This is a genomic window from Mycobacterium hubeiense, assembly GCF_002838065.1.
Lineage (GTDB): Bacteria > Actinomycetota > Actinomycetes > Mycobacteriales > Mycobacteriaceae > Mycobacterium > Mycobacterium hubeiense.
This window is the reverse complement of record NZ_PIZU01000048.1, coordinates 22,320-33,074: the sequence shown is the minus strand read 5'-3', so window position 1 is coordinate 33,074 and position 10,755 is coordinate 22,320. Positions and strand designations below refer to the sequence as shown.

The window sequence follows — 10,755 nt, the reverse complement described above, 5'->3', positions numbered from 1 at the left end:
ACAACACCGCCGTCGCCCGGGAAGAGAAGAAGCCCGAACAGCCCGCTCCCGCCAAGCCCAACAAGCGTCCCCGCCGCCCACCCGACCGGCTGCGCACCGTGCACGAAACCTCGGCGGGCGGCTTGGTCATCGACGGTATCGACGGGCCGAAGGAAAGCCAGGTGGCCGCACTCATCGGGCGTCTCGACCGGCGCGGACGGATGCTGTGGTCACTGCCCAAGGGCCACATCGAATTGGGCGAAACCGCCGAGCAGACCGCGATCCGAGAAGTCGCCGAGGAGACCGGCATCCAGGGCGGCGTGCTGGCCGCACTCGGCAGCATCGATTACTGGTTTGTCACCGAGGGTCGCCGCGTACACAAAACCGTGCACCATTATCTAATGCGCTTCCTCGGTGGCGAGCTCTCCGACGACGACGTCGAAGTCAGTGAAGTCGCCTGGGTTCCCCTCAAGGAGCTGCCCACGCGGCTGGCCTACGCCGACGAACGCCGCCTCGCCGAAGTCGCCGGGGAGCTGATCGACAAGCTGCAGGCCCACGGACCGTCGGCGCTGCCGCCGTTACCGCACTCCGCGCCGCGTCGGCGCGCCCAGACGCACTCCCACACCCGCAACCGTCGACGCGACGACTCCGCGCAATCCCAATCCGGCCGGCGGACGAACGGATGCGGACAAGGACCGTGACCCCGGCGGTGCTGCCGCGTCTGCTCGCCGCGATCGCGCTGCTGATGCTGGTCGCCGCGCCGGTGACGGTACCCCGCGCAGCCGCAGGCGAGCCGGGGTCGGTGCCGTTCCTGCAGCTGCGCATCGACAAGGTCTCCCCTGACGTGGTGACCACCACCAGCACACCCGTCGTCACCGTCAACGGTGTGGTGCGCAACGTCGGCGATCGACCGGTGCACGACGTGATGGTGCGTCTCGAGCAAGCCCCGGCCGTCACCTCGTCGGCCGGGCTACGGACCAATCTCACGGGAAACCTCGATCAGTTTCAGGCCGTCGCGGACTTCGTCACGCTCGCACCAGAACTGCCCCGCGGTCGGGACGTGCCGTTCACGCTGAGCTTCCCGCTGCGCTCGGCCCAGCAGCCGGCGCTGAACATCGAGCAGCCCGGCGTGTACCCGCTGCTGGTCAACGTCAACGGCACCCCCGACTACGGGTCCCCGGCCCGGCTCGACGACGCCCGCTTTCTGCTGCCGGTGCTGGGCGTGCCGCCGGACGAGTCGGCCAATTCGGCCGCCGAGGCGCTCACGTCGGCGAAGCCGCCCGATACCTCGAAACCCGTGCGGCTCACCATGTTCTGGCCATTGGCCGACCGCCCACGGTTGGCGGCGGGCGTGCCGGGCGGCACCACGCCGGTGCGGCTGATCGACGACGAACTGGCGGTGTCGCTGGCGCCCGGCGGCCGGCTCGACACGCTGTTGTCGGCGGTCGATTTCGCCACCACCCCCGAGGTCGATCCCGACGGGCTGCTGCGCAGCGCGATATGTCTGGCCGTCGACCCCGACCTGCTGATCACGGTCAACGCGATGACGGGCGGATACGTCGTCAATGACGCCCCCGACGCCGGGCCTGCCACCCCCACCCATCCGGGCGCCGGCCAGGAGGCGGCGGTGACGTGGCTGAACCGGTTGCGGGCGTTGGCCCAGCGCATGTGCGTGGCACCGACGTCGTTCGCACAGGCCGATCTCGACGCGCTGCGCAGGATCAACGACCCCGGGCTCAGCACCACCGCCACCAACGCCGCCGGCGACATCGTCGATCGCATCCTCGGCGTCACCTCGACGCGTGGCGCCACCCTCGTCGCCGACGGACCCCTCACCGGTTCCGCGGTCGAACTGCTCTCGGCGCAGGGCCCGACGGTCGCCATCGGGGCAGCCAACGTCGGCGCGCACGATTCGGATACCGGCGTGCCCGCGACGGCCGATCTCACCCCGCTGCGCTACACACCGCAACTGGTGTCCGTACCGTTCGACCCGACCGTCGGAGCGGCGCTTGCCGGCGCGGGCACCGACCCTGTGTCGCCGTCGTATCTGGACTCCTCGCTGGCCATCCCGCTCAAGCAGGACTCGCAGGTGGCGCGGCGGCAAGACGCAGTGGGCGCGATGCTGTGGCGGGGCCTGCAGCCCGACACCGAACCGCGCACGCAGATCTTGATGCCGCCGCTGGTGTGGAGCCTGCAGGCCGACGATGCGCGGGCAATCCTGTCGGCGGCGGCCACCACGATTCGCGCCGGGCTCGCGGTGCCGCGGCCGCTGACCGAGGTGATCGCCGAGGGCAATTCCGTTCCGGCCGATGCGGTGCAGCCCCTGCCCGGCAACGCGCTCGGCGACCCGCGGGGACGGATCGACGACGCCATCACGTCGGGCATCGCTTCGGTCACGGGTCGGTTGTGGGGTTTGACCGCGGCGCTGACTACTGACGTGCGCACCGGGCTGACCGGCACCCAGTACACCGCTCCGCTGCGCGAGGACATGCTGCGGGCCATCAGCGGTTCGGTGCCACCGGACGCCCGCAACGGGATGGCGCAGCAGCGGCTGACCACTGTCGGCAACGCGGTCGACGATCTGTTCGGCGCCGTCACGATCGTCAACCCGGGCGGCTCCTACACCCTGGCCACCGAGCGCAGTCCCCTGCCGCTGGCGCTGCGCAACGACCTGGCGGTGCCCATCCGGGTGCGGTTGCAGATCGACGCGCCACCGGGCATGACGGTCACCGACATGGGCGTCATCGAACTGCCGCCCGGCTACCTGCCGCTGCGGGTGCCGATCGAGGTGCACTTCACTCAGCGCTTCGCGGTGGACGCGGCCCTGCGCACGGCGGACGGACTGCCCGTTGGTGAGCCGGTGCGACTCTCGGTGCACTCCAACGCCTACGGCCAGGTGCTGTTCTTCATCACCCTGTCCGCGGGCGCGGTGCTGGCCCTGCTGGTGGGACGCCGGCTGTGGCATCGGTTCCGCAAGCAGCCGGACCCGGCCGATTTGGATCGGCCCGATCCGCTCGAGACTGCGCTTGCCTACGACCAGGATCGCCCGACAAGCCGAGTCGGCGAACAGACATGAGCACGGTCGATCGGGGCGGTCCCATGCCACCGGGAATGCCACCCCGAGTGCCGCCTCCGCCGGTCGTCCCCCGGCCCCGGCGGATGCCGCCACCGCCGCCGCGCCAACGCGTGCCCCGGCGCCCGGCCGCGCGTCGACGGGCCGGTCGTCCGGAACTGTCTGACGCCGCGGTGGTGTCGCGGTCCTGGGGGATGGCGTTCGCGACGCTGATCAGCCGGATCACCGGCTTCATCCGCATCGTGCTGCTGGCCGCCATTCTCGGGGCGGCGCTGTCCAGTGCGTTCACCGTCGCCAACCAGCTGCCCAACCTGGTCGCCGCGCTGGTGCTGGAGGCGACGTTCACCGCGATCTTCGTCCCGGTACTCGCCCGCGCCGAACGCGACGACCCGGACGGGGGCACCGCATTCGTGCGGCGGCTGGTCACCCTGGCCACCACCCTGCTGCTGGTGGCGACGGTGTTCTCGGTGGCCGCCGCCCCGCTGCTGGTGCGGCTGATGCTGGGCACCGACCCGCAGGTCAACAATCCGCTTACGGTCGCGTTCGCGTATCTGCTGTTGCCGCAGGTGTTGTTCTACGGGTTGTCCTCGGTCTTCATGGCAATCCTGAACACCCGCAATGTGTTTGGGCCACCGGCGTGGGCCCCGGTGGTCAACAACGTGGTCGCCATCGCCACACTGGTGCTCTATCTCATTGTCCCCGGGGAGCTTTCGGTCGACCCGGTCCAGATGGGCAACGCGAAACTGTTGGTGCTCGGCATCGGCACCACGCTCGGCGTCTTCGCGCAGACGGCGGTGTTGCTCGTCGCCATCCGCCGTGAACGGATCAGCCTGCGTCCGCTGTGGGGTATCGACGAGCGCCTCAAGAAGTTCGGCGCGATGGCCGCGGCGATGGTGCTGTACGTGTTGATCAGCCAGATCGGCTTGATCGTCGGCAACCAGATCGCCAGCGCCGCAGCGGCTTCCGGCCCGGCGATCTACAACTACACCTGGCTGGTACTGATGCTGCCGTTCGGCATGATCGGCGTCACGGTGCTGACCGTGGTGATGCCGCGGCTGAGCCGCAACGCCGCCGCCAACGACATCCCCGCGGTGCTGGCCGACCTGTCGCTGGCCACCCGGCTGACCATGGTCACGCTGATTCCGATCGTGGCGATCATGACCGTCGGCGGCCCGGCGATCGGCAGCGCGCTGTTCGCGTACGGGAACTTCGGCGAGACCGACGCCGGATATCTGGGGATGGCGATCACGCTCTCGGCGTTCACCCTGATTCCCTATGCGCTGGTGCTGTTGCAACTGCGGGTCTTCTACGCGCGTGAGCAGCCGTGGACGCCAATCATCATCATCGTCGTCGTGACGGTGGTGAAAATCGCTGCGTCACTGGCCGCCCCGCATCTGACCGACGACCCCGAACTCGTCGCCGGTTACCTCGGATTGGCCAACGGATTGGGGTTTCTGGCCGGCGCCGTCGTCGGTTACCTGCTGTTGCGGGCCAACCTCAACCCGCCGGGCGGCCGGCTGCTCAGCCTGCCGGTCATCCGAACCATCCTGGTGACGATCGCCGCCTCCTTGGCCGCCGGGCTGGTCGCCCACATCGTCGACCAGCTGCTCGGGCTGGAATTGCTGACCGTCAACTTCGGCGCCGCCGGCTCGATGCTGCGGCTGCTGGTGCTCGGGTTGATCATGGCGCCCATCATCGGTGGCATCCTGTTGGCCGCCCGAGTGCCCGACGCCGAGGCCGCCCTGGCGGCCGTGAAGCGCCGCCTCGGGACGCGCGAAAAGGTAGCCGTGCAAACAATCGGCCCACCCAACCAGCCGCCGCCCGTACAGCCCGTCACGTACGCTGATCAGAGGAATTCTTATCCGATGCGGCGGCCGCAGCCCCCTGCAGCCGCCGGGGTTTGGCCTTCGGCACCCGTTGCCGGAGCTGGGATGCGGAAAGGACCAGCGGTGACCGACGAACCCGCGGGCGGCGCCGCAGCCGGCCCTGACACCACCGCCACCACCAAGCTGCCGGCCGGCAACGGGAGCCCAGCAGCCGACGACTTCGAGCCCGACGTTCCTGACGAACCCGAGCACGGCACCGCCAACGGGACCGCCAATGGGACCGCTCCGGTGCCGACATCGGGCCGTCCGCCCGCCGATTACGGAGGCGATCCCTCCCGTGAACCCCTCGCCTTCGACGCGCCGCGCGAGCCGCCGATCGAGAAGGCGACCGCCAACGAAGACGTCCACCTCATTCCCGGTGCCACCATCGCCGGCGGGCGTTATCGGCTGTTGGTGTTCCACGGCGGACCGCCGAACCTACAGTTCTGGCAGGCGCTGGACACCGCGCTGGACCGCCAGGTCGCGCTGACATTCGTCGACCCCGACGCCGCACTGCCCGATGAGCAGGTGCAGGAGATCCTGTCGCGCACCCTCAAGCTGAGCCGCATCGACATGCCGGGCGTGGCGCGGGTGCTCGACGTCGCCAACACCGGTTCGGGCGGGCTGATCGTGTCGGAGTGGATCCGCGGCGGATCGCTGGCAGAGGTGGCCGACACGTCGCCGTCGCCGATCGGCGGGGCGCGCGCGATCCAGTCGCTGGCCGCCGCCGCCGAGGTGGCGCATAGCTCAGGTGTGGCGCTGTCGATCGACCATCCCAGCCGGGTGCGGGTGAGCATCGAAGGTGATGTGGCGCTTGCCTTCCCCGCCACCATGCCCGATGCCACCCCCGAAGACGACATCCGCGGTATCGGCGCGGCGTTGTACGCGCTGCTGGTCAATCGCTGGCCGCTGCCGGAGTCGGGGGTGCCCAGTGGTCTGCCGCCCGCCCAACTGGACGCGGCCGGCCAGCCCGTCGAACCCCGCACGGTGGACCGCGCCATCCCGTTCCAGATCTCGGCTGCCGCGGCGCGTGCGGTTCAGGACGGCGGCGGCATCCGCAGCGCGCCGACCCTGCTGAACCTGCTACAGCAGGCCACCGCTGTCGCCGACCGCACCGAGTTGATCTCGCCCGTCGAAGAGGCGGCGCCCGCACCGCCTCCCACCCGGTTCCACGACGCGCCGGACGAGGATCCGGACGCGGCGGCCCGGCGGCGCAAGGGGCTGTTGATCAGTTTGGCGATCGGCGGCGCGATCATCGTCATCGCACTGGTGGTGCTGGGGTCGATTCTCAGCCGCATCTTCGGCGACGTCGGCGGCGGCCTGGGCGGCGACGAACTCGGTCTCAACGCGCCCACCACGTCAGCGGAAGGCGGCGACACCGCACCCGGCAATGTGGTGAAACCCGTTGCAGCAAAAGTTTTTTCACCTGAGGGCGAAGCCGACGCACCCGCTCTGGCCGACCTGGCCATCGACGGCAATCCCTCGACGGTGTGGCCCACCGACACCTATTCGGACCCAGTGCCGTTCCCCGGTTTCAAGAACGGTGTGGGGCTGATCCTGCAGTTGCCGGAGCCCACGACGCTCGCCTCGGTCGACATCAACGTGTCCAGCACCGGCACCACGGTGCAGATCCGCTCGGCGGAGTCGGCCAGCCCGTCGTCGCTGGAGGACACCATCGAGATGGCTACGGCCTCCCTGACGCCCGGGCCCAACACCATCGACATCGAGAACGCCAGCCCGACGTCGTACGTGCTGGTGTGGATCTCCACCCTGGGCACCACCGGCGGGGAGAGCCGCACCGACATTTCGGAGATCACGCTCAAGGCGGCGTCCTGACAGTTGTCCCCAGGCGGGCAAACAAGTGTCAATACAGACCCGCCGCGGCGATTAGGGTTCGGCTGTGGGGAGCAGCGGGGGCCGTTCTGATGCGGAGTTGTTGACCGCGCACGTCGCCGGCGACCGCTATGCGTTCGAGGAGCTGTTCTACCGCCACCAGCGCCAGCTGTACCGGCTCGCCCGGCTGACCAGCGGCAGCCCGGAGGATGCGGCCGACGCGCTGCAGGATGCGATGCTCTCGGCGCACCGCACGGCGGCGGCCTTCCGGTACGACTCCGCGGTCAGCAGCTGGCTGTACCGCATCGTGGTCAACGCCTGTCTGGACCGGCTGCGTCGCGCCAAGACGCACCCCACCACGACGTTCGACGCCGACGCCTACTCCGGTGGCGATCCGACCCGTCGCGTGGAGACCTCGATCGTGATCGAACGGGCGCTGATGCGCCTGCCCGTCGAACAGCGCGCAGCCGTCGTCGCCGTCGACATGCACGGCTACTCGGTCGCCGAGACCGCCCGCATGCTCGGCGTCGCCGAAGGCACCGTGAAAAGCCGCTGCGCGCGTGCGCGGGCCAAACTGGCCGAGGCGCTGGACTGTTTGGCGGCAGAGGCGCGCGAGCTAGCGTAGGCGGCGTGTCCCCCGACGTGCCCAGCGACGAGCCGATCACGCCCGAGCAGTCCGAGCGGGTCCGGCGCGAGTTGGCGCGGCTCGGAACCGACGACGCTTCGGCGCCCGCCATTCCGCCCGCGGTGAGCGCGCGGGTGCTCGCCGCCCTGCGCGCCGCTCCCCCGGCCCACGCCGAGCGCGGGCCGCGCCTGCGCCGGCTACAACTCGCCGGCGCGGTGCTCGGCCTCTGTGCGGTGGCCGCGGGCATCGGTGTGGGCGTGGCGATGTTGACGCGTGACTCGTCCTCGGGAGCTTCCGGCCCTGCCGCCGAACTCACGGCCGAACGCATCACGGTGACGCCGACGGTTCCGCTGCCGCCCACCCAGATCGCCGCGCTGCTGACCCGCCCGCCCGACTACGGCCCGCTCGCGGATCCGCAGGCGTGCCTGGCTGGACTGGAAACAGTGGGCACCACCCGGGTGCTCGGCGCCCAACCCGTCGACATGAGGGGCCGGCCCGGTGTGCTGATGGTGCTGCCGGGCGACACGTCCCAGCATGTGGTCGCGATCGTCGTCGCACCAAACTGTGGCGCCGACGACTCCGAATTACTGGCGAGCACGGTCCTGCGGCGCCCCTAGCCGGTGCCTCACGGCTGCGGGGAACACCCGGGCCTAGGCTGATGTTGGTACCCGTGCCGACGAGTTACGCCAGAAAGGCCCCCATGACGTCCTCACCCACGGTTCACGACGTGATCATCATCGGCTCCGGCCCGGCCGGATACACCGCCGCCATCTACGCCGCCCGCGCCCAGTTGGCACCGCTGGTCTTCGAAGGCACCCAGTTCGGAGGGGCGCTGATGACCACCACCGAGGTGGAGAACTACCCAGGCTTCCGCGACGGCATCACCGGCCCGGAGCTGATGGACGAGATGCGTGAGCAGGCCCTGCGCTTCGGCGCCGACCTGCGCATGGAGGACGTCGACGCGGTCTCGCTGGACGGGCCGGTCAAGACGGTGACCGTCGGCGACGAGACGCATGCGGCCCGCGCGGTGATCCTGGCGATGGGCGCGGCCGCCCGCCATCTCGGCGTGCCCGGCGAACAGGCACTGCTGGGAATGGGTGTGAGCACCTGCGCCACCTGCGACGGCTTCTTCTTTCGCGACCAGGACATCGTGGTGGTCGGCGGCGGCGACTCGGCGATGGAGGAAGCGACCTTCTTGACCCGATTCGCCAGCAGCGTGACCATCGTGCACCGCCGCGAGGAGTTCCGGGCATCCAAGATCATGCTCGAGCGGGCCCGCAACAACGACAAGATCAAGTTCCTGCTCAACACGCAGGTCACCACGATCGAAGGAGACCCCAAGGTGACCGGTGTGCGGTTGCGCAACACCGTCACCGGCGAAGAGTCGCAGCTCGCCGTCACCGGCGTGTTCGTTGCGATCGGCCACGACCCGCGCTCGGAACTGGTCCGCGGACAGGTCGACCTTGATCCCGACGGCTACGTGCTGGTGCAGGGCAACACCACCGCCACCTCCGTCGAGGGCGTCTTCGCCGCCGGCGATCTGGTGGACCGTACCTACCGCCAAGCCATCACCGCCGCGGGCAGCGGCTGTGCGGCGTCGATCGACGCCGAACGCTGGCTTGCCGAGATCGCCGAAACCCCTTCGGACGCAACCGATACGAGCACTGACGAAATGATTGGAGCACCGCTATGACCGCGACCGGCGCTACTTTGGCCGTCACCGACGATTCCTTCTCGACCGATGTGCTGTCGGCCGGCACGCCGGTGCTGGTGGACTTCTGGGCGACCTGGTGCGGCCCCTGCAAGATGGTCGCGCCGGTGCTCGAAGAGATCGCCAACGAGAAGGCCGGCCAACTGACGGTGGCCAAGATCGACGTCGACGCCAACCCGGCGACGGCCCGTGATTTCCAGGTGGTTTCCATCCCGACGTTGATCCTGTTCAAGGACGGCCAGCCGGTGAAACGCATCGTCGGCGCCAAGGGCAAGGCCGCGCTGTTGCGCGAGCTGGCCGACGTCATCTGAGCGGTTACACGCCCCTGCCCGTATCAGCCTGGCGTTTTCTCGAAAGCGGGAAGCGTCTGCGACAATACTGCCTAGCCTGTCTTGCAATAGTGGGTGCCTCTCCGGTGCCACACATGACCGAAAGGCCAGCCTGGAGGGCGAATATGTCGAGTCTGCGTCGCGGTGACCGCGGGGGTGCGGTAACCGAGATCCGGGCGGCGCTCGCGGCGCTGGGGCTCATCGACAGTCCCGACGCGGACCTGACCACCGGGAAGCACGTCGCACTCGATGTGTTCGACGATGAATTGGACCATGCGGTGCGCGCGTTCCAGCAGCACCGTGGGCTGCTGGTCGACGGGATCGTCGGAGAAGCGACCTACCGCGCTCTCAAGGAAGCCTCCTACCGCCTCGGCGCGCGCACGCTGATGCACCAGTTCGGTGCGCCGATGTACGGCGACGACGTGGCCACCTTGCAGGCCCGGCTTCAAGACCTCGGCTTCTACACCGGCCTGGTGGACGGCCATTTCGGGTTGCAAACCCACAACGCGTTGACGTCCTACCAGCGCGAGTACGGGCTGTATCCGGACGGTATCTGCGGCCCGGAAACGTTGCGCTCCTTGTACTTTCTCGGTTCACGGGTCACCGGCGGGTCACCGCACGCGATCCGCGAGGAGGAGCTGGTGCGCCGGTCGGGACCGCGGTTGTCCGGCAAGCGCATCATCATCGATCCGGGCCGCGGCGGCAGCGACCACGGCATGATCATGCACGGCCCTGACGGCCCGATCAGCGAAGCAGATATCTTGTGGGACTTGGCAAGCCGGCTCGAAGGCCGAATGAAGGCCATCGGCATGGAGACCTTCCCGTCGCGGCCGGCGAACCGCAGCCCCTCTGACGGAGAGCGCGCCGCGACGGCCAACAACGTCGGCGCCGACCTGATGATCAGCCTGCGCTGCGCCACCCAGCCCAGCCCGGCCGCCAACGGTGTCGCCTCGTTCCACTTCGGCAACTCGCACGGTTCGGTGTCCACGATCGGCCGCAACCTTGCCGACTTCATCCAGCGAGAAGTGGTGGCGCGCACCGGATTACGCGATTGCCGCACGCACGGCCGCACGTGGGATCTGCTGCGCCTGACGCGGATGCCGACGGTCCAGGTGGACATCGGTTACATCACCAATCCGCACGACCGCGCGCTGCTGGTGTCGATGGCCACCCGGGACGCGATCGCCGAGGGCATTCTCGCCGCGGTCAAGCGGCTGTACCTGCTCGGCAAGAACGACCGTCCCACCGGAACGTTCACGTTTGCCGAACTGCTGGCCCACGAGCTGTCGGTGGACCAGGCCGGTCGCGGCGGGCCGGTGGCCAACACGCCGTACTGACCC

General features: G+C 69.3%; 8 protein-coding genes. All 8 read left to right on the top strand.

Annotated elements, in window-relative coordinates:
• A partial coding sequence (locus tag CWS39_RS24760) for an NUDIX hydrolase (RefSeq protein ID WP_233213674.1) occupies positions 1-680 on the top strand: 680 nt, incomplete at its 5' end.
• Positions 662-3,055, top strand: coding sequence for a hypothetical protein (locus tag CWS39_RS24755; protein ID WP_102145534.1), 2,394 nt, complete (start codon positions 662-664; stop codon positions 3,053-3,055). The genes CWS39_RS24760 and CWS39_RS24755, both read left to right, overlap by 19 nt.
• 35 nt (positions 3,056-3,090) lie before the next feature.
• Complete coding sequence (murJ, locus tag CWS39_RS24750) at positions 3,091-6,753, top strand: murein biosynthesis integral membrane protein MurJ (protein WP_102145539.1); 3,663 nt, start codon at positions 3,091-3,093, stop codon at positions 6,751-6,753.
• A gap of 64 nt (positions 6,754-6,817) precedes the next feature.
• Positions 6,818-7,375, top strand: coding sequence for an RNA polymerase sigma factor SigM (sigM, locus tag CWS39_RS24745; RefSeq protein ID WP_102145533.1), 558 nt, complete (start codon positions 6,818-6,820; stop codon positions 7,373-7,375).
• Between the two features lie 5 nt (positions 7,376-7,380).
• The gene (locus CWS39_RS24740; RefSeq protein ID WP_199178297.1) at positions 7,381-7,992 is read left to right on the top strand and encodes a hypothetical protein; all 612 of its coding nucleotides are present in this window, start codon (positions 7,381-7,383) and stop codon (positions 7,990-7,992) included.
• A gap of 83 nt (positions 7,993-8,075) precedes the next feature.
• Complete coding sequence (gene trxB, locus CWS39_RS24735) at positions 8,076-9,068, top strand: thioredoxin-disulfide reductase (RefSeq protein ID WP_102145532.1); 993 nt, start codon at positions 8,076-8,078, stop codon at positions 9,066-9,068.
• Positions 9,065-9,397 carry a thioredoxin gene (gene trxA / locus CWS39_RS24730; protein WP_102145531.1) on the top strand — a complete coding sequence of 111 codons (333 nt, stop codon included), beginning with the start codon at positions 9,065-9,067 and terminating at the stop codon, positions 9,395-9,397. The genes trxB and trxA overlap by 4 nt, the downstream gene beginning before the upstream one ends.
• Before the next feature lie 143 nt (positions 9,398-9,540).
• Positions 9,541-10,752 (top strand): N-acetylmuramoyl-L-alanine amidase, encoded by a 1,212-nt coding sequence (locus CWS39_RS24725; protein WP_102145530.1) that lies wholly within the window; start codon positions 9,541-9,543, stop codon positions 10,750-10,752.
• Positions 10,753-10,755: the final 3 nt, after the last annotated feature.